The sequence below is a fragment of the Bacillus cereus group sp. Sample62 genome, from assembly GCF_036851315.1.
Taxonomy (GTDB): domain Bacteria; phylum Bacillota; class Bacilli; order Bacillales; family Bacillaceae_G; genus Bacillus_A; species Bacillus_A wiedmannii.
Genome location: NZ_JAFLPK010000001.1, coordinates 2,963,159 through 2,986,145, shown reverse-complemented (window position 1 = coordinate 2,986,145; position 22,987 = coordinate 2,963,159). Strand labels below are relative to the sequence as shown.

Genomic DNA, 22,987 nt, shown 5'->3' with positions numbered 1-22,987 from the left:
TTAAACGATAGGCATACGTTAGTTAAATAAGTTTATGAGCCGCAAATGCGGCTTTTTTGTTTGTATTGTAATTATTGTTGGGGTTCTTTTTCGAAAAACTGAATGATTTTTTTAGAATTATCTTCACGTAGATCATAGCCTTCACCGTGTGTTTCATCGCTCGCTTTTGCTATTACGATGTCACCATCAGACTCTATCCAAACAAAGAATTCTTGTATAGAATTATCTTGATAAGTAACCTTCATTTTTGAATGTATATAGTTTTTGGCCTCTTGATCTAGAAGGAGTGTTTTTTTCTCTGCGCTTTCCATACTTGTGAAAATTGTTTTTATATTTTCTGTATTTACTACTTGATTACTACTTTTTGAATTTACAGGACTAATCTCAAGTTTTCTCACTTCTTTTTGTTCAAACATAACGTTTTGATATACAATTTCTTTTTCTTTCACTGCTGTGGATGCTTTTTTATTGGAAGCTTTCGTTTCATTTGAATTACTTGTACATCCAATTAATAGGGTGATACTTAATGCTCCAATTATACCGAATTTTAAGGTCTTCAATAATATGCCTCCCATCTACTATTTTCTATAATTCTATTTCCTATTTGAAATATCCTAGCTATGCTTAATTAAGTGAAATACATTTTGTTATGGGAAGCGCAATGAATTACATGTACCCTAATTTTTTGTATGGAAGGAGAGAATGGGGTGAAACACATAATAAGAAATGTAGTAATGAATTATTTTAAAGAAATTCATTCACTAGCAGTGGAAGAAGAGTTACATAAAGATAGTTGGAATACGGATCCGCATTATAAAATAATGGTAAATGGAAAGCGGTATTCCGCAAGGTTTATAAATAGCAAGCGAACAATCAATCCAGCTTTTGGGGCGTTATCAAACGAACAACTAATAGAGCAAGTACGGTATACGTATTATTTACGCGAGCAGGGGATTCCTTTTATGCAAATGAACAAGAATAGGGCAGGAGATTCATTTACAATTGTCACTTGGAATGATGAACAATACCGATTTGTATTGTCTAATTGGATTGAAGGAGAACATATTACACATTGTACAGAAGCTATGGCAAAAGCCTTCGGAAAGGAAGCAAGAAAGATCCACGATATTTCTAGTCCATTTGAAAGCTCGATTTTTCAAAAGAAATCTCATTTGGATGGGTATGCCCAGTTTATTAATATGTTAGAAAGTAAGGCAAGCGCATGTAAAGAATTACGGGAGTATATAGAGCTTGCTAAATATCATATAGAGTGCGCATATGCGAGTGAATTAGAGTTTATCGCACAAACGGATTTGAATCCACTAAATGTTTTGTGGGACTCAAATCAACAGGTAAAAGGAATTGTAGATTTTGAATCTATTAGTTATGTAGACCGCATTGAAGGATTGTCCTTTTTAATAAAGTGGTATTCTCGAACAGAAGGAATACATTCACATGAAGTTAGTCCAAGTATCGCTAGTGCATTTTTAGAAGGGTATAAGGCTCATGATATTTTAACTATAAATGATTATAAAAGACTGTCTTCATTACTATGGCTATCCGGTAGTTTGAATTGGAATTTTGTGAGGGAAACGCTAAGTGTAATAAGTGATGAGAGGCAATTAGAAGAACATTTGGAAGTTTACAGAGTAAGAGGAGAAAGACTATCTTCATTGTTAATTTGTACATAACATGTATTCTACAAATTTAGGATTCAAAAAAGAAACAATATGAGGTGTTCTAAAAATGAAAATACAAATTGTGTTGTTTGATGGTTTCGGAGAACTTGTCTCCTTTGCACCTTTTGAAGTATTGAAAAGAGCGATAGAAGAAGGTGCTCCATTTAAGATTGAACTCGTATCAAGTGAACCAAAACAAGAAATTACTACTTCGTTTGGAGTTACGGTTAAGTTACATGATTTTTTACGAATGGATAATCGTCCAGATTTGTTAATTGTACCTGGTGGTGGCTGGAATCATAAAGCAAAGTACGGGGCACGCAAGCAAGCAGAGCTTGGTACTTTGACCGAAATGATTAAAGAGATGCACAATGAAGGAACGATTGTTGCTGGAGTTTGTACAGGAGGTATGCTACTTGCTGCATCCGGTATATTAAATGATAAAAAGGCAACAATGCATCATTTGGCACAAACTGAAATTAGTAAATATGGAGCAGAGCTTCTTCATTACAGAATTGTAGATCAAGGCGATATTATTACTGCAAGAGGAGTTACTTCAGGCATTGATTTAGGTCTTTGGATTACGGAAAAGTTCGCAAGTTCTAAAATTGCAGCTGCTGTTGAATATAGAATGGAATATGAGAGGCGAGGTGTTGTTTGGAAGTAATTTTTTATTTGCTTAATCATATTTTAAATATTGTAAAAGAGAAAGAGTTAACTCATACGAGTAGGCTCTTTCTTTTATGTATTCATTTTATGTGGTTAATAATTTGGCTGAATATACCCTAATTTTATTCCCTTTGTGACAGCTTCTAAAGAAGAAGAAACATTTAATTTATCAAATACGTGCTGAATATGATTGGAAATTGTACGTTCGCTAGCGTACAACATAGAAGCAATTTCTTTGCGCTTATAGCCATCACATAGTAATTGTAAAATTTGTTTTTCACTATGGGTTAATTCTTCAATTATTTCTGTAGAGGTTGGAAAATGAAATGCGCCTTTATTAATGTCATTTAATATTTGCACCAATACATCAGGCAAAATATTTTTATTAATAAAACCACTCACACCTAATTTTTGAGCTTCATACTGGTAAACAGGTAAATCATAACCGGTTAATATAACTATTTTTGTATTACATTTACTATCCAAAATCATTTTAGCTACTTCCAAACCATCTTCACTACTGATATTGCTTAAATTAATATCTAGTAAGATAATATCTGGTTTAAACTGATTGATAATTGTAATGGTATTTTCGATATTTTGTAATGAGTGAAAGGCATCTATTTCAGGATAATCTTCTAAGGCTATCTCCAAGCTTTTTGCAAACAAAGCGTGATCATCTATTAATAAAATGTTTATAGGAATCGTCTCCTTTCATCGGAATAAGAATAGTAATGCATAAGCCAGAAGGATGACTATTTGAAATAGTCATTTCACCATTTAATAAAAGTAACTGTTCTTTAATTGAATTCAATCCTTTATGACCATTTAGTATGTCTGCTTCGTTTGTTGTTAAACCTATACCATCATCTTTCACAATAAGTTGTATTTCACCATTTTGTTGGGTTAAATCTACATGTATCTGTGAACAATTTGAATGTTTGAATGCATTCGTTACTAGTTCTTTTAAAATTCGATATATGACAAGCTGATAGGGTTCTACTAAAAATAAGTCGTCATTACACTTAAAGGATATATTAACATGTTTCATTTCATATTTTTTTTGTATCATTTTGAGTAAATTAAGATAATTTTCTTTTAATGTAAGTGTTTTTAATAGAGTTGGATGATACTCTTGCATTTCAATGCGTATCGTATGACTTAAGTTGTCCAGTGTCGCTACGATCATGTCATGAATTTCTTTTTTGTTAGATTTGTTCATCATATTTTTAACAGCCAATATGTCTTGTAGTATTTCATCGTGTAAATAATTAGAAAATCCATTTTTTAATTGTTCTTCTTTCACTATTTGTACTAAGTTATGAACATAAGAACTGTCTGGCAAAGTTTTTAATTCTTTTGTATTCAAATTTGAGATAGTGTTTTTTGTGTCTTGAAATAATAATGTGAAATAAAGTTGAACGAACCAAATAATTGTATGTATAAAAATGAAATAAGTTATCATATTAAATTGAAATAGTACCCCGAGTGCACTCATAAAAATAAAAATGCATAAAAACATAAAAGTGATTGTGCCTTTTTTTAAGGGGAAATACTGTTTCATAGACATATGATTTTTAAAAGCTATTGCATGAATACTAGATAGGGGAAACAAAATTATTATGTACCATCCTAAATTATTTACGTATTCGGGACTCTTTCCAAATAACGTAACATATACGATAAAAGGAACGATAAGAATTGCAGTAGATTTAAGTAAATGCTTTTTTTCACTTTTACAAACAAATTGTATTCGTTTGTAATGTTGCAGGAACAGAAAAATAATACAACTAACACTAATAAGCCATTGAAATGAAAATAGAATGGAAAATATTCTATCGTTTATTAAATATGCGCTTAATGTTAGTAAACATGTAACTCGTAAAATCCAATCCTTTTCTTTTTTATAACTATAAATAGAATCTTGGAAAAAGAATAGGAGTATAAATTGTACGATCTTATATAGAATCAAGACACTAAGCAGTGTACTGAATGTACGAAAAATCTGTTCATCATTTAGTGTAAGTAAAAACTGCCAAGAAGTAAAAAGTAGTAAACTAGAAAACTGTGATAATAGAGTATTGTTTTTTAAATTGATAAAACTAATATATGATCCATAAATGGACATGATCGTTATAATCAGTAAAGGGAGTAATTTTGCTGTTCCTATAATATTATTCATTGAAAATTCATAGCATAAAAAAATAATCATACAAAGTTGATTAATTAAAATTAAAATTTGCTTTTGTTCATAGTAGTTTTTCATAAATTCACTTACCTTTGCTAAATTACATACAGATAAAGCTGATGTTTTTTTATTTATCATCAGCTTTATTTTTAAGTGTTTATTTTTTATTGTTAAATATAATTTTATAACATGCCCTTTTTGTTAACAAATAATAAACGATATATACAACAGTAAAAATAATTACTGCAAAAAGAATAGGTAATATAAAGGCACTGATTTTCCCTAATAGATCATCTATTAACGCGGTTTTATAGGCAACTAATGCAAACATGCTATGTGCTAATCCTATTATGTAAGGAATGCTAAATAAGGTGAAAATCTCTTTACTTATTATTCTTTTTATCTTCTTTTTGTTATAGCCCATTCTATTTAAGATAATAAATTCGTTTTTATTTGCCATTACACTTGAAAGGTTATGAAAATAGAGAATACTGCCTGTTGCAATAAAGAAAATGATAGTAACGAAACTAATAAGCAAGAATGTTGAGCTATTTTGCTGAATGATATAATCATTTTTTTGATAACTGCTTGTGAAATACATATTATTTTTAAATAGTGGGGCTAGGTTTTCATAAACTGTTTTATTATTCCTCATATCTAATCCATTAAAACTTACTATCGTTTTTTGAGGTAACTCTAAAACTTTTATTTCTTTATACAGTTGATCCGAGATAATAAGCGTTCCTACACTATTTGCAAATCCAATGGGATTAAGTAATGTAGTGTCTTTTACTTTAACGTCTATATTAGTTGTAGAGGTTAAATTTAAAGTATATATTTTCCCTTTATCTAGATTTTCTTTTTCAGGGCGATATTTTACTAGGATGCTTTCATTTTTAGCTAAATGATTAAATTCTACATTTTTATCCTGAACATGTATTAACTCTCTGTAATCGGACTCAGAGATAAGATCAAATCCGTTCTCCTTTTTTATACTATATTCTTTTGGCAAACTGTCAGAATTAGATTTCACGTTAATAATGGTTGTTTCAGTATAGTTTATACTTTCTTTACCGACAGTTTTTTGTACAGTTTGTAGTGATTTATTGGCTACTTCTTTATCTTCTAATGGGAATTCAATAGCTGAAGGTACGATACGTTCTGTAGCGGCAACTGGATAGTAAAGTGTTAGTAAAGTAGAACTGAAAATAGCTAAAGTTCCAGCGGTTAATAAGGTTAACAAAATTAATGTTTTTGCTTTTGAACGGATTTTAAATATAAAGTTTGGGATGACAATAATATTGGATTCTTTATAAAACCATATTTTATTTTTCTTTAGCTTTTGAATCGCATATGGTAAAAAAGAATGAATAAAGAAGATTGTCCCTAATATTACACTGAACATTGTTAAGAGAGCAATTGGTGAAAAGCCAATTGTTTTCCAAAAGGATTGCATGCCTCTCGTAATATCGAGAGCTAAGAAATAGCCAGTTAAAATTAAAGATAATCCTAGTAGTGAAAAAGCTGTATTAATTTTCACTTTATTTTCTTCCTTTTGTTCCATACGTACTAAAGTTAGTAAGGAACTTTTTCGAAGGATAATCCAATTTGATAAAGATAAAACAAAAAGAACAGCAAAGATAAAAGCAAAAGTGAATAGTACTGCATCAAGGTTAATAAATGGTACTTTAGAAGTATCTATTTGTAATTTTAATATTTTGATTATCGCTCCTACAATTCCTTTATGAGCAATAGCACCAAAAATAATTCCTACAAATAGGGCAGCAAAGCAAATGATAATATTTTCAAAAGTTAACAGTTTTAGCATCGTTGATTTTCTATATCCTAAAAGGGAGTAAATGCCGAGTTCGTTCATTCTTTTTTTCATAAAAAATGTATTAGAGTATGACATATAGAATAGTACAAATGCCATAACAAAGATCGCCACTGTTTTTGACATTGTTTCTACTCTACCGTCAGACGAAATCTTTTCCATAACAATGTCGTTCATGGAAAAAGAGATAAAGGAGAAAAATACCATCAGTACAAAAGCTACTGAAATAAAATAGAATGAATAGAAGGAGAAGTTATTTTTTAAATTCTTTTTTGCGATTGTAAATAATCCCACAGTTCAATCTTCCTTTCATATTTCTAGTTATATCGATTTTCATCAATTTTAGAGATTCCTTTTAATATTTCTTCAAAAAATTCTTTTCTATTTTGCTTATTTTTCTTTAATTCTTTTATAATGTTCCCGTCTTTGAATATTAAAATTCTACTAGAAAAACTAGCTGCATAGGCATCATGAGTTACCATTAAAATTGTAGTTTGAAGCTCCTCGTTTACCTCTTTTAATTTTTGAAGTAGTTCTGTTGCAGAATTTGAATCTAATGCGCCTGTTGGCTCATCTGCAAATAAAATACTAGGTTGCTTCGCAAGGGCTCTTGCAGCTGCAACCCTTTGTTTTTGTCCACCCGACAGTTGACTAGGATACTTGCTTAATTGCTCAAATATTCCAAAACGCCTTGCTAAACTTTCTATTGTTGATTCAATTTCCTTTGGTGATTTTTTTAACAGAGTAAGGGGAACCGCAATATTTTCCATTACTGTTAAGCTATTAAGTAAAAAATACTCCTGAAAAATAAAACCTAAATAATCCCTCCTAAAATCAGCAGATTTATTATTGTTAAGCGTTTGGATATTGACCCCGTTTATAAAAACATCGCCATCTGTAGGTGTGTCGATAGTGGATAAAATATTTAATAAAGTCGTTTTTCCAGATCCAGAGGCCCCCATGATACCTACAAATTCTCCTGCTTTAATATCAAATGACACTTTATTAAGTCCCGGTAATTGGTTTTTGTTATAAATCTTTGTTACATTCCTTGCAGATACTAATGCATTCATTTTATTTACTCCTTTTCATCTATTTATATATGAATTGTATCTTTTGATATATATAGAAGCATGAGTAAAAAGCGCAAATTTGTATTACGAAATGGTGTAACTGATAATAAAGGAGAAAATAATTTTGTTTTTCTTTTTTGAAGTTGTATAAGCAATAAAAAATTATAGATACATCATGTTAGGGATATGAATAAAAGAAGTATGATCGTTAGCCTGTGAAAAGAGGAGAGTTCAACATAATGGACATAAACGTTGCTTATACATGTAAAGTAAGATGTCATAAAATGAATAAAGACTGCTAATTTTCGTGTGCTTTGATTATGTAGAAATAGGGGGAACAACATGAAAGACAATGCTCCTAAGAAAATATTATTTATTCAATCAGGAATTCCTTTTTATTATCCAATGATCGAAGAAGCAATTTTGAATAGTTTACAAAAGGTAAACAGTAATACAATTATGGTGAACCCAGAACGAGCGATAGAAACTGCATTAAAAATGAAACCGGATTTTATTTTGGTACTAAGTGGTTTAAATGAGGGATGTATTAGTGTCATGCCAGTCCTAAAGAGTGCAGGTTTTACTATTGGACTTTGGCTGACAGATGATCCGTATTATACGGATGTAACACAAAATCTTGTTCCGTATTATGATTACATATTTACGCAAGATTTAAATTGTATCAAGTTTTATAGGGGGTTAGGATGTAATAATGTGTTTCATCTCCCGTTAGCAGCAAATCAAGATGTGTTTCAGCCATCTCAGAAAGAAGATACATATAAATATGATCTTAGTTTTATAGGTACAGCATTTGAAAATAGAATTGCTTTTGTTGATTCTATTTCAGAGTATTTAGCAGAAAAAAACATAAAAATTGTGGGGTTCGGTTGGGAGAAGTTAAAGAATTATGAACGATTAAAGGATAAAATACAAGTCTTGCCACTTGCGAAGTATGAGGATGCATTGCAATATTACGTAGCTACTAAAATTAATATAAATTTACACCGTTCACCAAATGATCAGGAATTGAATTGTAATTCTGCAAGTATCCAAGCATATTCAGTAAACAATAGGACGTTTGAAATTAATGCTGTAGGCTCTTTTCAATTAACTGATATACGACCAGATGTAGCAAAACATTACATACCAGGTGTTGAAATAGAAACTTTTAATAGTGCACGGGAGTTTATACAAAAAGCAGAGTATTATTTGGAACATGTACAAGAAAGAAAACAAATAGCAAAAAATGGACTGGAACGAACTTTGAAACATCACACATATGATAAACGTATATTACAATTATTAAACTATATTCATTTCATAGGCGTGAAGATGTAGTTAACCATTAATAGAACATGCGGTTTATGATTTAATGCGAGAAGAAGATAATAAAGTGAAATGGCATGCTACTGGTGATACCGCTAGAGGTGTAATTAAGTTCCAGTATACGGTGTATAAAACATTGAAATCTCATAAAATTAAAAGCGATATTTTACTATTGTATTGTGATCTTCCACATAATTATTTAAAAATAAGAGAATTGCAGATTGCGGAATTTAGGAAGCATATTGATATTACGACTAAGCTTTATACAGATACAGGGCACCTAATGCATTGGGATAGACCGGAAGGGATTGCCGAGGATGTTTTGCATTGGTTCATATAAAGGAGGTCCGTTGTTCGAATTTGAGCAACGGATTTTCTTGATACGTTACCTGAAAAAGAAACAAGTATCTCTAAACTAGAGGAAAGTAAAAAATAAAGAAAAGAGGTTGCCTAAAAGTAACTATTCAGCGAATTTTGGGACAACCTCTTCTTTTTGTTGTAGATTTTAAAGAAAATTTAGAATAAAATTAAAATATAGTCACCTACCTATTATTCACTAATGAAAAGAAAAGGGGGTAGCGAAATGCAACTGAAGTATGGGAAGCACATTAATATATTATCTATTGTTCTAACTTTTTTCTCTTTTTCTGTAATTGTAAGTTTCTCTACCTGGTTGAGCGGATATTCAATTCCCAACCTTTCTACAATGCTTAAGGTAACAATGTTGAGTGCATTTATTCTTGGAATTATAGGGTTTAGACAAGAGAAAAGCGCACTAGCGATTATAATTATGGGAATATGTGCCTTTGCTCTAGTCGTTCTATATACTTATGCGGTTATAAGTTTTCTTGAGCATTAAACACCAAAAAAAAGAAACGAACATTTTTGTTCGTTTCTTTTTTTTGGGGATGATTATTATAAAATAGCCTCTTCTAATGATTGAGTGCTGAATTCAAGAATTGATTTTTGAATGTTATTTTCATGATCTTTTACAATGATATATGGAACGCCCTGTACGTTAAAGGATTCAAACTCTTTTTTTCTTATGGGGTATTAGGGATACCACCCCATATTAGAAAAAACGATATTTTGATGCAAAGTTATCGTGCAAGCAAGAGCATTAAAGTTCTATCGCCAATTCTTTTTTTGATATAATAGATGTGAAGCAGAAAATAGATAGAAAGATACTGCTAGTAATTTATACTTAAATGTAGGGAGCTTGAACAGGATTATGGGGAATGAAAAAGAAATTAGTTCCGCTAAATTAATATGGAAGATGACGCGCCCGCATACGTTAACGGCGACGTTTTCTCCTGTAATTTTAGGAACAGTAGCATCACTTTATGTTGCAGAAGTTCATTGGCTTTTATTTATTGCGATGATGGTTGCATGTTTAGCATTGCAAATAGCAACGAATTTATTTAATGAGTACTATGATTTCAAACGTGGATTAGATACCGCTGATTCTGTTGGCATCGGTGGGGGAATTGTCCGTCATGGATTGAAACCGAAAAATGTATTAACAGTTGCACTTTTATTGTATGTGGTAGCAGCAATTATTGGAGTTTATATTTGTATGAATAGTAGCTGGTGGTTAGTCGTCATTGGTTTAATTGGGATGGCGGTTGGCTATTTATATACAGGTGGTCCATTACCGATTGCGTACACTCCGTTTGGAGAACTAGTTTCTGGATTGTTAATGGGGACATGTTTTGTACTCATTGCTTTCTTTATTCAAACGAATACGATAACGATTGAAAGTATATTAATTTCCATTCCAATTGGAATTTTAGTAGGTGCAATTAACATGTCGAATAACATCCGAGATATCGAAGAAGATATTAAAGGTGGAAGAAAGACATTAGTAATCCTCCTTGGAAGAGAGAAAGCAGTAGTAACACTAGCTGTAGCCTTTTTCATTGCTTATTTATGGATTGCTGTAATTGTATTAATGGGTTATATAAGCCCTTGGGCATTAGTTATGTTCCTAGGTTTGAGAAAACCAATCTCTGCAATTCAAAGTTTCCAAAAAGGAGCAAAGGATCCCGGATATATGCGCATCGCAATGAAATCGACAGCGATGACAAATACGATTTTCGGCTTCTTATTATCGGCAGGCTTATTAATTAGCTACTTGTTTTAAATGAAAACTATTGTTAGATAACTTAACCCCAGTTTCTCAATTTTTATATAGAGAGATTGGGGTTTTTATTTTGACTTTGTTTCATGTTAAAAACAGTTTCATTTGAAATGAAAATACCAATAAATTGCAACTTCATCACTTGTCATATCTAAACCTTTATAAACAAGAAAATCAAATCCACCAATTACAAATCCGCATTTTTCATAAAATTTACATGCTGCGACATTGTTATTTTGCGTTTCAAGCATGATACCGGGCATATTGCCTTCTTTTGCCCACTTCTTTGCTTGGTCAACTAATCTTTTACCAACTCCGAGTGTACGATATTTTTTATCCACTGTTATATCTTCTATGTAAGCATAGTGATTCCAATTCTTTTTCAATACTATGAATCCAATGATTTTGTTTTGGAACAGTGCTATGTAAATTACTTGATTAGGCTTATTTATATATTCATTGTACGCCAGTTCTTCATTATCATATTGATTTTGTAAATAACTTTTTTCATAACTTGGAACGTCTTCTACTGTATATTCTATGCGTCTATTTACTTTTGAAAGAGAAAGAACTAACCGAGCATTCACTATAAAACTGTCATCAATTTCCGGGAGATTATCTAAATCATTTGTTTCTAACTCTCTAATTAAAAAGCTCATCGTGATACCTCCAAATAATAGTATTTCTTCTGGTTTTTTATGTGATTCAAATTCATTCCAATTACAAAATTATAATAGCATTTTAATAGGAAGGCTATCTCTGCATTTTATCTTTATACCGTCATGCTATTATCTTGATATAAATATGTTATTTAGAAAGAGTAGTATTTTTTCTAAACTTATTAGTTAAGATTATTCGACAATCCTATTAATAATAATTAAAGTATAAAATATATACATCTTAGGGAGGCATATTTGTGAAGAAGTGGATGAAAATTATTTTGTACTCTTTACTAGGCATTTTACTTATGGGAAGTATAACTTTTTTTGTTTGGTCTCAGTTTAGTTATAAACCAACGAAAGAGGCTTTGTCGTTAGTGAATGATAAAAAAGATGAAGATAATATAGTATTTGGAGAGAAAGATGCTAAAATAGGGGTTATTTTTTATCAAGGAGCTAAAGTAGAAGCTGAGGCTTATAGTTACTTAGGAGAAGCTCTTGCAAAAGATGGACATTTTGTAGTAATGCCTAAGTTACCATTAAATCTAGCGATACTTGGAATCAATGAAGTAGACAGTGTAATTGAACAGTATCCTGAAGTTCAAAAATGGTATGTTGCAGGGCATTCAATGGGCGGAGCTATGATTTCTAAGTATGCTTTTCAACATGAGGACAAGGTAGACGGGATTATTTTCTTAGGTTCTTATCCCGCAGAGGATTTCTCTACCAAATCGATTCCGATGCTATCTATTTATGGAGAAGTAGATGCTTTAGCAACTGTAGAAAAAATAGAGAACACTAAAAAGTTCATGTCAAAGAATGCAACCATGCACATGATAAAAGGGGGAAACCATGCTCATTTTGGCATGTATGGTGAGCAAAAGGGGGATAATGCGAGTTTAATTACGGCAAAAGCACAACGAGATGAAACAGTGAAAGTAATGGAACAATGGTTATTAAAACAATTATGAAAAACTCTTCTTCCCCTAGCTCAATGGTAGGTGGGAGAGGTAATAAAGAGCCAACTCATACGAGTAGGCTCTTTTAGTTATCTACAATTTTCAATTGTTCTCTTACTTTCTCCGGTATGTCCTTTTCAGCGATAACATCGTAAGAATACACATACTTTCCTTTTACATGAATTTTCAAGTAAGTTTTTTTTATAAAATCATTAGGAGTGTTTGTTCCTACTGTATATTCTTTCTCATTCCTTAATTCATCAACACCTTTTAGTGAGTACATAGCTCTTCCTTTATGATGGTAATCCGGAACGCCATATCCTTTCGCAACGGCGTATACATTTTTTTCTTCAGCAATCGGATTAAATCTGTCTAAATCCCCGCGTAATATGAAAGGTAGTAAGTATATAGGAAGACCAATTCCTATTATGCAAATTACAAATTTCTTCATGATTATTTCTCCTTTTGTTCATTTACATGTTTCAGTATAGAAAAAAATTCTTATGAATAAAGGGAGATTTTCTTAAGATTTTCTTAAAAAGAGTTGTAAGGTTATTTTAATTTTTTCTAGTGGGTGGATAAAGGAGAATAAAATCTGTTCTTGTATGAATTGCTTAACAGTAGCTACAGGTGCAATAGAGAAACCTAAACTAAGATTCATGAAGAGAGTATCGGATCATTACTCGATATACATTTGGTGACATTGAAAAGCCACTAAACGCCTTCATACCAGCGTTTAGTGGCTTTTTTGAACTATTCATGTACATATTTTTATACATTGTCCCCTAACTTTTACAGACCTACTTGAAATTGCATTAAGCTTTATTCAATCGGCGCTTGAGTAGCGTCCATTTCTACAAATTCACTAAATTCATCTCCCCAATCACAGATGGCAGTTACTACGCGTTCTAGGCGACGACCTACTTCACTAAGTTCATACTCAACCTTTGGAGGTACTACAGGATATACACACCTAGTAATTATTTTATCTTCTTCTAACTCCCTTAATTGTCTGATTAGCATGCGCTGATTCACATCAGGAAGCTTTTTTTGTATTTCACTTAATCTTAAAGGTGAACGTTGTAACAAACACCATATAATTGCTATTTTCCAACGTCCTCCTATTACAGATAAAGCTAAATCTTTTCCGGTGAAAAATTCCTTGTCCTTATAATGAATAACCATAATTTTTGTCCGTCCTTTCGTGAAAAAATGTTTATAGTGACAAATTTGTCAGTATTGTAATTAAAATTATAAAGTGTAATCTTAGTGTTGTAAACAATAGAAAAAGAAAGTAGGGATTCAGTTGAAAAGTAGAGCTGCTGTTGCATTTAAGTCAGGAGAACCACTTCAAATCGTAGAAATCGATGTAGAAGAGCCAAAAGCAAAAGAGGTATTAGTTAAAATACTATATACTTCCGTCTGTCATACAGATGCTTTTACATTATCAGGTGACGATCCAGAAGGAGTATTTCCTGCTGTACTAGGTCATGAAGGTGCGGGTGTTGTCGTTTCAGTAGGTGATGAAGTTACTTCAGTAAAACCTGGTGATCATGTTATTCCACTATATACACCTGAATGCGGAGAATGTAAATTCTGTCGTTCTGGTAAAACAAACTTATGTAGTGCTGTACGAGAAACACAAGGTAAAGGGTTAATGCCTGATGGAACAACTCGATTCTCTTATAACGGAGAGCCACTTTATCATTACATGGGAACTAGTACATTCAGTGAATATACAGTTGTGAATGAAATTAATTTAGCGAAAATCGACGAAAACGCTCCGTTAGATAAAGTTGCCTTATTAGGGTGTGGTGTGACTACAGGTATCGGTGCTGTACACAACACTGCAAAAGTCGAAGAAGGAGCTGTGACAGCTGTATTTGGTTTAGGAGCGATTGGATTAGCTGCTATTCAAGGACTAGTTCAAGCGAAAGCAAGCCGAATTATTGCAGTTGACCTAAATCCTCAAAAATGGGAACTAGCTAAAAAAATGGGAGCAACTGATTTTGTGAACCCTGCGGATTATGATCGCCCAATTCAAGAAGTCATAGTCGAAATGACAGATGGAGGCGTGGATTATAGCTTTGAATGTATTGGTAATGTTGAAGTAATGAAGTCCGCTCTTGAAGCGTGTCATAAAGGTTGGGGTGAAAGTATCATTATCGGTGTAGCTGGTGCTGGTAAAGAGATTCATACTCGTCCATTCCAATTAGTAACGGGCCGAGTGTGGCGTGGATCAGCCTTTGGTGGAGTTAAAGGAAGATCTGAGCTTCCAGAAATGGTTGAAAATTATATGCAAGGTGATATTGATTTAGATTCATTTATTACTCATCATTTAGAATTTAAAGATATCAATGAGGCATTTGATTTATTACACAAAGGTGAATCCATTCGTACGATTTTAACTTATGGAGAGTGAGATAATGAGTCTTACATGTATTGAACAACATCGTTCTTTTGAAGGAGAGCAACGTAAATATAGCCATTATTCAGAAGTCTTGCAAGGTGATATGAAATTTAGTATCTATTTACCATCAAATAAAAAAAAGAAAAAAATCCCACTTATATGGTGGTTATCTGGTTTAACCTGTACAGATGATAATTTTAGTCAAAAAAGTGGATTTCAGCGTTTGGCTGAAAAACATCAAGTTGCAGTAATCATGCCAGATACTTCACCGCGTGGAGAACACGTTTCAGATGTTGCGGCATGGGATCTTGGACAAGGAGCAGGTTTTTATGTAAATGCTACCGAGGAGCCTTGGACAAAGCATTATAAAATGTATTCCTATATAGTAGATGAGTTAACATCCATTGCTGCGACTATTGTACCTAACTTTTCAGGTGAAGAAAGCATAATGGGACATTCAATGGGAGGGCACGGGGCGTTAGTGATTGGTTTAAAAAATGCTAAGAGATTCAAAGCGATTTCTGCTTTTTCGCCAATCCTAACCCCTAGTCAAGTTCCATGGGGAATAAATGCTTTCACCTCTTATTTAGGTGAAGACAAAAATTCTTGGAAACAATGGGATGCTTCAGAATTAATTAAAGAAGACACTATTCCACCTATTCTTATTATGCAAGGTAGTCAAGACGAGTTTTATCCAAAACAATTGGAAGAGCATATTTTCTTAGAGAATGCTCAAAAAAATAGTCAAATGGTAACTTATAAAAAAATGGAGGGCTATGATCATAGCTACTTCTTTATTGCCACTTTCTTACATGAGCATTTCTCTTTCCATATGAAGTATGTAAGATGATTCTTATTTACCAGCAAAATATAGTAACAAAAGTATCCGCATGTAGGGGTGTGGGTATTTTTGATTGTTATATTTTGTCGTGTTTAATCGTTTGTAAAAACAATTAAAGTGGGGGAAGAGTTTATGTGTATTAAAAAAATGCTATTTAATTACCGTGTTAAACGATCCTTATTAAAGGCTCGTTACGGGATTGAAAAGGGAAATCAACAAGTTGACTTAGATGAAAGCTCAACTGAAACGTCTAAATCCGTTTCGATAAGAGATACCAGGTTATATATTCAACTTAATACTAAAACATTAGAAGACAAAATAAATTACTTAGCAGCTATCCGCGAAAATCCTTCTCTTTCTGTGGATAAGAATAAAATGCTGTGGCCATTAATATCCAAATGCTAAATTCAAAAAAATGCCTATAACTTTGGCGATTTCTATATCAAATATTTGAGTTGATGGGGGGTACCGTTTATATGGAAATGAAAAAAATGTTAAACAATGACCGTATTAAACCATATGTATTAAAAGCACGTTTTGGCGTTGAAAAAGAAAGTCAACGAGTGGATCTATCAGGAAGTTTAGCTAAAACAGAACATCCCAATAGTATTTCAGTAAGAGATGACCATCCTTATATTCAGCGGGATTTCTCTGAAACACAGATGGAACTAATCACACCAGTTACCGAGACACTAGAAGATTTATTTAATTATTTAGCAGCTATTCATGATGTTGCCTATCGTTCTATGGGCGTTACCGAAATGCTTTGGCCATTAAGTATGCCGCCACAGTTGCCCGAAAAAGAAGAAGATATTATGATTGCGAAACTTAATAATCATGAAAATGTTTTATACCGCCGATATTTATCTAATTCTTATGGGCGACGAAAACAAATGATTAGTGGTATTCATTTTAATTTTGAATTTAGTGAGGATTTAATTCAGACATTATTTGAATTACAATCAGAAATAAAAGAGTATCATCAATTTAAAACAGAAATTTATTTGAAAGTCACAAGGAATTATTTACACTATCAATGGCTAATAACATATTTCTTCGGTGCTTCTCCTAGTAGTGAAAAGAATTTCTTTGAAAAAAATCCTTTAAATGGCGCCGTAAGAAGCATCAGAAATAGTAAATATGGTTATAGCAATGAAAATGATGTTCAAGTATCCTATAGTAGTTTACAAAACTATATAGCTGATCTTTCTTCGCTGGTGCGTAAAGGGGTTTTATTAGAGGAAAAAGAATTTTATGCATCTGTCCGTTTAAGAGGCGGTCCTCAAGTCTCAGATTTCAATAATCAAGGTATTCGTTATATTGAATTAAGAAACTTAGATTTAAATCCTTTTGAAACATATGGAATTAGCCAGGAACAAGCAGAATTTCTACACCTTTTCCTTATTTATTTACTCTGGATTGACCAAGGTGATAATAATGATGAATGGGTAAAAATCGGTGATGTTCAAAATAATTTAGTGGCTCTTGAACATCCTTTAGAACATACGCAATTTAAAACAGATGCTGAGCGGATTGTTGATGAGATGGAACATGTAACAGAGCTGTTAGGCATAACGGTTTCGAATACAGTATTTGCTAACTTGAGAGAAATGCTAACAGATCCAAGTAAGACTTTAGCTGGACGACTTTATAAAGAGATTATAAAAAGTAGTCAAAGACAGGTAGCTTCCCGTATTGCTAAAGAAAATTATAAAAAATCATGGGATAAACCGTATCAGCTATCAGGATTTACTGACATGGAGTTATCTACACAAATTTTAATGTTTGATGCTATTCAACAAGGAATACAAGTAGACGTTTTAGATCGACAAGATCAATTTTTAAGACTAAAGCTAGGAAATCATATCGAATATGTGAAGAATGGGAATATGACTAGTAAAGATAGTTATATATCACCATTAATTATGGAAAATAAAACAGTAACAAAGAAAATTCTTCAACAACATGGATTTCGTGTACCAATAGGTGAGGAATTTAACGACATAGAAAAAGCTTTACGTTCCTATGATTTATTTGCAAGAAAGCCTTTTGTTGTAAAACCAAAAACAACAAATTATGGATTAGGAATATCTATCTTTAAAGAAGATGGAGCAAGTTACGAAGACTATCAAAAAGCACTCACATTAGCATTTAAAGAAGACTCATCCGTATTAATAGAAGAATTTGTTTATGGAACAGAATATCGATTTTTTGTACTAGACGACAAAGTTCATGCTGTTTTATTACGAATTCCTGCTAATGTTGTAGGGGACGGTACACATACGATTGAAGAATTGGTCCTACAAAAAAACTTAGATTCATTAAGAGGAATGGACCATAGGACCCCTTTAGAAAGTATACGATTAGGTGAATTGGAACTCTTAATGCTTAAAGCTCAAGGGTATCGAAAAGATTCAATTCCAACAAGTGGCGAAATTGTATTTCTGCGAGAAAATTCTAATGTTAGTACAGGTGGAGATTCAATTGATGTGACAGATCAAATTCCCGACGATTATAAGAAACTAGCTGTAGATGCGGTAGCTGCACTTGGAGCTAATATTAGTGGTATAGATTTGATTATTGAAAATACAGAAGTTCCTGCAGCAAATAAAAATGCTTATGGAATTATTGAGGCAAACTTTAATCCATCAATGTACATGCATATATATCCGTATAAGGGAAAGTCTAGACGTTTAACTATGTATGTATTACATTATTTATTCCCTGAATTGTTAGTTGGTAGTTAAATTTAATTAAAAAGGTCCTTAGCTATGTCTAGGGCACTGAAAAAGTTCTTATAGTTTAAAAAGCGAAAGCTTCCTCGATTTCATCGAGGAAGCTTTCGCTTTTTTCATGTATAATGATTGAACTAATTCTAGGTGGTGTCTCATTCCTTGTATAACATTTTAAAAAATTGAATTTACACTAGGTAAGGCTGAAAGGAGTTATATATGTTAGATAGAGCCCAACTAAAATGTTATTTAACGAGTATAAATACATAATTTCTATAATTGAAAGAGGAATAAAAGTATTTGAAGGTAAAGATGAACTTTACAAACTGTGGATGGAAGATAAAGTTATTGATACTGTAAAATTTGTTGATTTAGGTTTAACATTATAAGTTCAAAGTGAATTAATTGCAAGATTGTTCTTGATTAGTATTCAGTTCGTTGTGGAAAAATATAGATCGTGCAATTTTATTTATAGAGAAAGTAATGGGAATTGAGGGAGTAAAAAGTAGTGTTTATTGGAATGGGGATTGAACCAGGATTTTATAATATGGGGATTGGATCAAAATTACTTTCTCATTTTATAGAATGGGCAAAAGAACAAGAAGGATTAGAAAAAATATGCCTGTATGTATTTTCGAACAACGAACGAGCTATAAATTTATACAAAAGATTAGGGTTTAAAGAAGAAGGTAGGAGAATAAACCAAATTAGGTTCAAAGATGGTTCTTATGCTGACATTATTTTTATGGTTCTTTATATAGAAATACCGAGTAACCACTCATTCTAAGGATAAGTGGTTACTTGCAGTTTGTTTAAATAGAGAAATTGGGCTTTTTCGTTATAGGTAACATTTTTCAATGCGTAAATAAGAGGGTTCTAGTGTAAAAACTTCAGAACAATTGTACCAGAATCACTATTGGATCAGTTTAGATCCATAAGAATTAAAAAAAGATTCGATATCCTGGAGTGAAAAGTAAAAAAATAATAGAGCTTAGATTTGCAATAATAAATGTTTTTTTATTAGATAATTACTTTACCAATAATCGAGATGTTTGCGGATACATTTATTTTTGGGATACATAATTATATTTAGAGAATACCCAGTTACAGTATTTGAATTTTTAATAAGAAGGGATGCGAAGGAATGAACTCACAGAGACAAGGCTATGAAGGCTGGTGGCAAGGCGGACAGGGTGGTTGGCCGGGTGGACACGGTGGTTGGCAAGGCGGGCACGGTGGTTGGCAAGGTGGACACGGTGGTTGGCCGGGCGGACATGGTGGTTGGCAAGGTGGACACGGTGGTTGGCAAGGTGGACACGGTGGTTGGCAAGGTGGACATGGTGGTTGGCAAGGTGGACACGGTGGTTGGCAAGGTGGACACGGTGGTTGGCAAGGTGGACACGGTGGTTGGCAAGGTGGACACGGTGGTTGGCAAGGCGGACATGGTGGCTGGCAAGGTGGACATGGATATTAAAAAGATACTATAAAATCATTTTTTTATGCAAAGTTTGTATATTTAGTATCGTTGTATATTTTCATTTGTATAGTAAGGATATAGTGAAAACAGCAAAGAAATCCTGTGAAGTAAGGATTCTATCCGTAAAATTAAAGCAGGGGAAATGTCAAAAGAACAAAAGACACCGCTTTTTATTATTCAAGGAGAAAGAGACTATCAAGTTCAATCGAAAATCGAAATCCCTCTTTGGAAAGAACAATTAAAAGAACGAGATAACATTGATTATCGACTATATCCAAAGTTAAATCCCTTATTTACAGAAGGTTATGGCGAAATAAGTAAACCGGATGAATATTATAATTCTGCTAATATCCCTGAGTATGTTATAAATGATATTGCTGCTTGGGTGCAAGGAAGATTGCAATTAAATTAGCAACCATATGTTTTAATAAAGACTTTCTTTCTGTAATCAAAATAGAAACATTTTTATTAGGTTATATGTTTTTAAAAAGCACTCTTTGAAAAGGAGTGTTTTTTTATTTTTCTTTTGATTTAATTAACGAAAAAAGTATCTTGTACTCCTTTTGTAACTTTTTCTAAATAGAATTTTTCTATAAAATAAGAGGCTTGCCTTCCAAACAAATCGTTATTTGTAACACTTTTATCAAAGCAAAGTTCTCATGACACCTCTTTGATATTCAAAAACATTAATAACCTATTGTGTAAAGTTTTTTGAAAATTTAGGTTTAACATCTTTAAAATAGGTGTATTACATATTACATAACAACTAAATAAAAAATCTAAAGGAGGAAAAATACCATGCATAAGAATGAAAGAAAACCGGTGGTTCATGAATATGAAAATGAACAGGAAGTAGTTATGAAAGTAAAAGAGCTAGAATTGCAAGGGATTCGCCAAGATGACATTTATGTCTTAGCACATGAAAAACATCTAACAAAAAAGATTGCGGATGATACAAACACAAATACGATTGGAGTAAAAGAACAAGGATTGGGCACAAGTATTATCAACTTTTTCTCCAAAAAAGGGGACGAACTCCGAAATCAAATGGAGGAAATGGGGTTGTCGAAGGAGGAAGCTAACTTATATGAAGGAAAATTAGATCAAGGGACAATTTTACTCCTAGTAACAGCTGAAACACCAACGGCGAGTGATAGGCAGCCACAAAACTATTATTCTCTCTAATAGATTGCAACATCTGATAAATCGGTAAGGTAATTATTTTAGGGTGTAGCATTGAAAAAAATAAAGTAGAGAAGGGTGAGAAAAATGAAACATACAATATTTAAATATGCTGTGATTGGGATTACGACCGGAATCATGGTCTCCCTATTAAAAAAAGAAAATCGGAAAGCTATACAAACAACAGGAAAAAGCGTAAAAGAAAAACTACAAGAAGGGAACATAAAGGAAACATTAGAGAAGATAACTGAGACAAGTAAACAATTTTCTGTAACTGCAGCTAATGTTGCAAAACAAACATCACCACAACTGCTTACAGCCACACCAGTTGTCATTTCTACCATTAAAGATTTAACAGAAAACGAAAATAACAAAAAGAAAAAAGATGAAAAGGATTACGAAATAAATGAAAATAGTAAGGACATAGACGGAGAAAAAACGAAAAATGAAACGAAATATATGAAAAAAGGGAAAGAAGAGAGTGCCTAGATTTAATTCTAAAAATAGAAAGTGAGGAAAAGAGTATGAAATCTCTGTATGCAATTGATGTAGGAATTGGCTTTACCAAGCGGGCATATCGACAGGATGTAGATTCTGAGATGACGATCAAGAGTGAAGCTTCCACACTAGCCCCTGTACCTAATCATGCTGAAAGTGAAGATTTAACAAAGGTAAGTTTTATAGACCTAGACTTTGCATACTACATGGGAAATGAAGCACATCAATCTGACGCTTCATTTCTTCCTCCATTTGACGAAGAAATAGAAAATTATTATGAAAGCGAACAGTTTAAACAACAAATATTTGGTTGCATTGCAAAGGATTATAAAGAAAATGTCGTGATACCTTTAGTTGTTACCGGGCTTCCCGTTACTTGTTTTGGTAGTCAGCATGAGCAATTACAACGTGCACTAAAAAAAGAAACTTCCGTGCAAATTGATGGGAAATTTATTAATATTACGGTGGAAAATGCTTTGATTCTTCAGCAACCAGTCGCTTTACATGCCTATTTCTTAAAAGAGGGAATCATTCAGGAACGAGATCGTATCTTAATTATTGATGGTGGATTTCGTACATTAGAAATGACAGATATGAAACAAAATATCATTTTAAATCATTATGAGACGGAACTAGGATGTAGCAAGCCTTTGAAAAATATTAAGAATATCCTGCAGAATCATGCGGGTGAAAGTAATCACTTGCATATTAACGACATGCCAAAAATCTTAGAAAAAGGATATGGAGGTCGAGAAGAAAATCCTCAGACAAGTCAGGTTGATACTTTGATTCAAAAAGAGTTGGAGGCACACTTCCGAGACGTTATGCGTGTATTACAGGAACAATTTAAGTTAGACTAGTATGACACTATTATTTGGACAGGAGGAATAGTAGATATCCACAAAAAACGAATTGAAAAAGTACAAGGTGAAATTTCTTCTTTCCGTATGGTAGACGCTTCGAAAGAGGCTGCACTTCATGGATACTATATTATTGGAAGTCAAGTATTTGACGATATCACCAATCAATCTGCATATGAATCTAAATTATAATAACGACCGAAATGGAGTTCGTTGAATAGACGTGCCAAATTATGTAGCTTCTTTTCCACATATAATAAATTCTTTATAAGAAAAGATAAAAAGTGCTTGTATAGAGGAAATGTTTAAAATTGAGAATAAAAATAGCTAATATATAGGGGGGCTTCCTTTTAACAGAATAAGACCTCCTATGCCATTTATTTTGTAATTTAGTTGATCAAAAAACTTTTCCTCCAAGACATGAATATCTACATACAAATTTCATATTACGGATATGATT

23 protein-coding genes and 3 pseudogenes are annotated in these 22,987 nt (G+C 32.5%); 17 read left to right on the top strand and 9 right to left on the bottom strand.

Features of this window, described 5'->3' with window-relative positions:
• Positions 1–71: 71 nt before the first annotated feature.
• Positions 72–560 carry a hypothetical protein gene (locus J0835_RS15200; protein WP_140386827.1) on the bottom strand — a complete coding sequence of 163 codons (489 nt, stop codon included), beginning with the start codon at positions 558–560 and terminating at the stop codon, positions 72–74.
• Positions 561–707: 147 nt separating this feature from the next.
• Between J0835_RS15200 and J0835_RS15195 the strand changes: the two genes are divergently transcribed.
• Both J0835_RS15195 and J0835_RS15190 read left to right on the top strand, forming a co-directional pair.
• Positions 708–1,691 carry a phosphotransferase gene (locus J0835_RS15195; RefSeq protein ID WP_140386826.1) on the top strand — a complete coding sequence of 328 codons (984 nt, stop codon included), beginning with the start codon at positions 708–710 and terminating at the stop codon, positions 1,689–1,691.
• Between the two features lie 55 nt (positions 1,692–1,746).
• Positions 1,747–2,346, top strand: coding sequence for a DJ-1/PfpI family protein (locus tag J0835_RS15190; protein WP_000701556.1), 600 nt, complete (start codon positions 1,747–1,749; stop codon positions 2,344–2,346).
• 95 nt (positions 2,347–2,441) lie between these two features.
• Here the strand turns inward: J0835_RS15190 and J0835_RS15185 are convergent, their stop codons facing one another.
• The 4 genes from J0835_RS15185 to J0835_RS15170 all read right to left on the bottom strand — a co-directional run bounded on the left by J0835_RS15185 (position 2,442) and on the right by J0835_RS15170 (position 7,443).
• Positions 2,442–3,047, bottom strand: a complete 606-nt coding sequence (locus J0835_RS15185) for a response regulator transcription factor (protein WP_140386825.1) — start codon at positions 3,045–3,047, stop codon at positions 2,442–2,444.
• Positions 3,025–4,614: an ATP-binding protein gene (locus J0835_RS15180; protein WP_087981143.1), complete on the bottom strand. Its 1,590-nt coding sequence runs from the start codon at positions 4,612–4,614 to the stop codon at positions 3,025–3,027. Before J0835_RS15180 ends, J0835_RS15185 begins: the two co-directional genes overlap by 23 nt.
• Before the next feature lie 79 nt (positions 4,615–4,693).
• On the bottom strand, positions 4,694–6,664 hold the full coding sequence (locus J0835_RS15175; RefSeq protein WP_087981142.1) for an FtsX-like permease family protein: 1,971 nt from the start codon (positions 6,662–6,664) through the stop codon (positions 4,694–4,696).
• A 23-nt stretch (positions 6,665–6,687) separates the two neighbouring features.
• Entirely contained in the window at positions 6,688–7,443 is a 756-nt protein-coding gene (locus J0835_RS15170) for an ABC transporter ATP-binding protein (protein WP_087981141.1), read from the bottom strand.
• A 342-nt stretch (positions 7,444–7,785) separates the two neighbouring features.
• Between J0835_RS15170 and J0835_RS15165 the strand changes: the two genes are divergently transcribed.
• The 4 genes and pseudogenes from J0835_RS15165 to menA all read left to right on the top strand — a co-directional run bounded on the left by J0835_RS15165 (position 7,786) and on the right by menA (position 10,912).
• Positions 7,786–8,781: a CgeB family protein gene (locus J0835_RS15165; RefSeq protein WP_087981140.1), complete on the top strand. Its 996-nt coding sequence runs from the start codon at positions 7,786–7,788 to the stop codon at positions 8,779–8,781.
• A gap of 4 nt (positions 8,782–8,785) precedes the next feature.
• Positions 8,786–9,109, top strand: a pseudogene (locus J0835_RS15160) (alpha/beta hydrolase); the annotation flags it as partial.
• A 243-nt stretch (positions 9,110–9,352) separates the two neighbouring features.
• Positions 9,353–9,628, top strand: coding sequence for a hypothetical protein (locus tag J0835_RS15155; protein ID WP_087981138.1), 276 nt, complete (start codon positions 9,353–9,355; stop codon positions 9,626–9,628).
• A 372-nt stretch (positions 9,629–10,000) separates the two neighbouring features.
• Complete coding sequence (gene menA, locus J0835_RS15150; protein WP_087981137.1) at positions 10,001–10,912, top strand: 1,4-dihydroxy-2-naphthoate polyprenyltransferase; 912 nt, start codon at positions 10,001–10,003, stop codon at positions 10,910–10,912.
• Between the two features lie 98 nt (positions 10,913–11,010).
• On the opposite strand, the gene satA is transcribed toward menA, so the two are convergent.
• Positions 11,011–11,568 carry a streptothricin N-acetyltransferase SatA gene (gene satA, locus J0835_RS15145; protein WP_087981136.1) on the bottom strand — a complete coding sequence of 186 codons (558 nt, stop codon included), beginning with the start codon at positions 11,566–11,568 and terminating at the stop codon, positions 11,011–11,013.
• A gap of 257 nt (positions 11,569–11,825) precedes the next feature.
• On the opposite strand from satA, the gene J0835_RS15140 reads away from it, so the two are divergent.
• On the top strand, positions 11,826–12,539 hold the full coding sequence (locus tag J0835_RS15140) for an alpha/beta hydrolase (protein ID WP_087981135.1): 714 nt from the start codon (positions 11,826–11,828) through the stop codon (positions 12,537–12,539).
• Positions 12,540–12,612: 73 nt separating this feature from the next.
• On the opposite strand, the gene J0835_RS15135 is transcribed toward J0835_RS15140, so the two are convergent.
• On the bottom strand, positions 12,613–12,978 hold the full coding sequence (locus J0835_RS15135) for a YxeA family protein (protein WP_087981134.1): 366 nt from the start codon (positions 12,976–12,978) through the stop codon (positions 12,613–12,615).
• A 371-nt stretch (positions 12,979–13,349) separates the two neighbouring features.
• Positions 13,350–13,712, bottom strand: coding sequence for a winged helix-turn-helix transcriptional regulator (locus J0835_RS15130; protein WP_087981133.1), 363 nt, complete (start codon positions 13,710–13,712; stop codon positions 13,350–13,352).
• Between the two features lie 121 nt (positions 13,713–13,833).
• On the opposite strand from J0835_RS15130, the gene J0835_RS15125 reads away from it, so the two are divergent.
• The 7 genes and pseudogenes from J0835_RS15125 to J0835_RS15095 form a co-directional block, all read left to right on the top strand.
• The gene (locus tag J0835_RS15125) at positions 13,834–14,949 is read left to right on the top strand and encodes an S-(hydroxymethyl)glutathione dehydrogenase/class III alcohol dehydrogenase (RefSeq protein WP_087981132.1); all 1,116 of its coding nucleotides are present in this window, start codon (positions 13,834–13,836) and stop codon (positions 14,947–14,949) included.
• Between the two features lie 4 nt (positions 14,950–14,953).
• Positions 14,954–15,787 carry an S-formylglutathione hydrolase gene (gene fghA / locus J0835_RS15120; RefSeq protein WP_087981131.1) on the top strand — a complete coding sequence of 278 codons (834 nt, stop codon included), beginning with the start codon at positions 14,954–14,956 and terminating at the stop codon, positions 15,785–15,787.
• 123 nt (positions 15,788–15,910) lie between these two features.
• Positions 15,911–16,183 (top strand): UDP-N-acetylmuramoylalanyl-D-glutamate--2,6-diaminopimelate ligase, encoded by a 273-nt coding sequence (locus J0835_RS15115; RefSeq protein WP_087981130.1) that lies wholly within the window; start codon positions 15,911–15,913, stop codon positions 16,181–16,183.
• 71 nt (positions 16,184–16,254) lie between these two features.
• Positions 16,255–18,525: a bifunctional glutamate--cysteine ligase GshA/glutathione synthetase GshB gene (gene gshAB / locus J0835_RS15110; protein ID WP_087981129.1), complete on the top strand. Its 2,271-nt coding sequence runs from the start codon at positions 16,255–16,257 to the stop codon at positions 18,523–18,525.
• A 493-nt stretch (positions 18,526–19,018) separates the two neighbouring features.
• A complete protein-coding gene (locus J0835_RS15105) occupies positions 19,019–19,297 on the top strand; it encodes a GNAT family N-acetyltransferase (protein WP_242250093.1) in 279 nt (92 codons plus the stop codon).
• 357 nt (positions 19,298–19,654) lie between these two features.
• Positions 19,655–19,984, top strand: a complete 330-nt coding sequence (locus J0835_RS15100) for a hypothetical protein (RefSeq protein ID WP_087981128.1) — start codon at positions 19,655–19,657, stop codon at positions 19,982–19,984.
• A 115-nt stretch (positions 19,985–20,099) separates the two neighbouring features.
• Positions 20,100–20,399, top strand: a pseudogene (locus J0835_RS15095) (alpha/beta hydrolase); the annotation flags it as partial.
• Between the two features lie 119 nt (positions 20,400–20,518).
• Here the strand turns inward: J0835_RS15095 and J0835_RS29230 are convergent.
• Complete coding sequence (locus tag J0835_RS29230; protein ID WP_080468749.1) at positions 20,519–20,608, bottom strand: acyl dehydratase; 90 nt, start codon at positions 20,606–20,608, stop codon at positions 20,519–20,521.
• Positions 20,609–20,785: 177 nt separating this feature from the next.
• On the opposite strand from J0835_RS29230, the gene J0835_RS15085 reads away from it, so the two are divergent.
• The 3 genes and pseudogenes from J0835_RS15085 (at position 20,786) to J0835_RS15075 (ending at position 22,719) form a co-directional block, all read left to right on the top strand.
• Entirely contained in the window at positions 20,786–21,172 is a 387-nt protein-coding gene (locus tag J0835_RS15085) for a general stress protein (protein ID WP_087981127.1), read from the top strand.
• 84 nt (positions 21,173–21,256) lie between these two features.
• Positions 21,257–21,658, top strand: coding sequence for a peptidase U61 (locus J0835_RS15080; protein ID WP_087981126.1), 402 nt, complete (start codon positions 21,257–21,259; stop codon positions 21,656–21,658).
• Between the two features lie 35 nt (positions 21,659–21,693).
• Positions 21,694–22,719, top strand: a pseudogene (locus J0835_RS15075) (ParM/StbA family protein).
• The last annotated feature ends 268 nt before the right edge of the window (positions 22,720–22,987 follow it).

Excerpts from the sequence above, each read along its gene's own strand:
- J0835_RS15190 (WP_000701556.1), top strand. The coding sequence starts at position 1,747 with ATGAAAATACAAATTGTGTTGTTTGATGGTTTCGGAGAACTTGTCTCC.
- J0835_RS15180 (WP_087981143.1), bottom strand. The coding sequence starts at position 4,614 with ATGAAAAACTACTATGAACAAAAGCAAATTTTAATTTTAATTAATCAA.
- J0835_RS15170 (WP_087981141.1), bottom strand. The coding sequence starts at position 7,443 with ATGAATGCATTAGTATCTGCAAGGAATGTAACAAAGATTTATAACAAA.
- J0835_RS15165 (WP_087981140.1), top strand. The coding sequence starts at position 7,786 with ATGAAAGACAATGCTCCTAAGAAAATATTATTTATTCAATCAGGAATT.
- J0835_RS15155 (WP_087981138.1), top strand. The coding sequence starts at position 9,353 with ATGCAACTGAAGTATGGGAAGCACATTAATATATTATCTATTGTTCTA.
- menA (WP_087981137.1), top strand. The coding sequence starts at position 10,001 with ATGGGGAATGAAAAAGAAATTAGTTCCGCTAAATTAATATGGAAGATG.
- satA (WP_087981136.1), bottom strand. The coding sequence starts at position 11,568 with ATGAGCTTTTTAATTAGAGAGTTAGAAACAAATGATTTAGATAATCTC.
- J0835_RS15135 (WP_087981134.1), bottom strand. The coding sequence starts at position 12,978 with ATGAAGAAATTTGTAATTTGCATAATAGGAATTGGTCTTCCTATATAC.
- J0835_RS15130 (WP_087981133.1), bottom strand. The coding sequence starts at position 13,712 with ATGGTTATTCATTATAAGGACAAGGAATTTTTCACCGGAAAAGATTTA.
- fghA (WP_087981131.1), top strand. The coding sequence starts at position 14,954 with ATGAGTCTTACATGTATTGAACAACATCGTTCTTTTGAAGGAGAGCAA.
- J0835_RS15115 (WP_087981130.1), top strand. The coding sequence starts at position 15,911 with ATGTGTATTAAAAAAATGCTATTTAATTACCGTGTTAAACGATCCTTA.
- gshAB (WP_087981129.1), top strand. The coding sequence starts at position 16,255 with ATGGAAATGAAAAAAATGTTAAACAATGACCGTATTAAACCATATGTA.
- J0835_RS15100 (WP_087981128.1), top strand. The coding sequence starts at position 19,655 with ATGAACTCACAGAGACAAGGCTATGAAGGCTGGTGGCAAGGCGGACAG.
- J0835_RS15085 (WP_087981127.1), top strand. The coding sequence starts at position 20,786 with ATGCATAAGAATGAAAGAAAACCGGTGGTTCATGAATATGAAAATGAA.
- J0835_RS15080 (WP_087981126.1), top strand. The coding sequence starts at position 21,257 with ATGAAACATACAATATTTAAATATGCTGTGATTGGGATTACGACCGGA.